The organism is Desulfonatronum sp. SC1 (assembly GCF_003046795.1).
Classification (GTDB): Bacteria; Desulfobacterota; Desulfovibrionia; order Desulfovibrionales; family Desulfonatronaceae; genus Desulfonatronum.
In genome coordinates this window covers 1-445 of record NZ_PZKN01000155.1, presented here as the reverse complement: position 1 = coordinate 445, position 445 = coordinate 1, and the positions used below count along the sequence as shown (strand labels likewise).

Below are 445 nucleotides of genomic sequence, written 5' to 3'. Positions count from 1 at the left end.
ATATTGCTCTGGCCAAAAGTGCGGGTGTTACGCTGGTGCATGGTGGTAAATGCATCTAAACGATGCAATGCCTTTAAGCTCTTTTGCCCTGCCGGACCAATATATGTGGATGGTTTATGAATGGAATTGAACAGAAAAAAATCGGCGGTATGTGTGTACAAAAAGGCCTGCTTCTCAAGGTAGGATTCAACCGCCTCACGCGAGACATTGCATCCGGCAAGTTCATCCAGAAATCGAACTTTGTCACTCCAGGCTTTTATCGAGTGGCCATCGGCAAAATGGTAATGACATGTAACGGGTAAAGAGACAACTCCCAAATAATCGGCCAGACGCTTATTAAAAAGACCAAACAACTCATCCACCAAAAGCGGCATGGTAAAGAGCGATGGCCCCATGTCAAAACGATACCCATCATGCCGTAACTCTGCAATCTTACCTCCTGGAC

At 46.1% G+C, this 445-nt stretch carries 1 protein-coding gene; it reads right to left on the bottom strand.

Annotated elements, in window-relative coordinates; genetic code table 11:
* The coding region (locus C6366_RS21100) for a hypothetical protein (protein WP_368731515.1) at window positions 1-445 on the bottom strand (445 nt) is incomplete at both ends.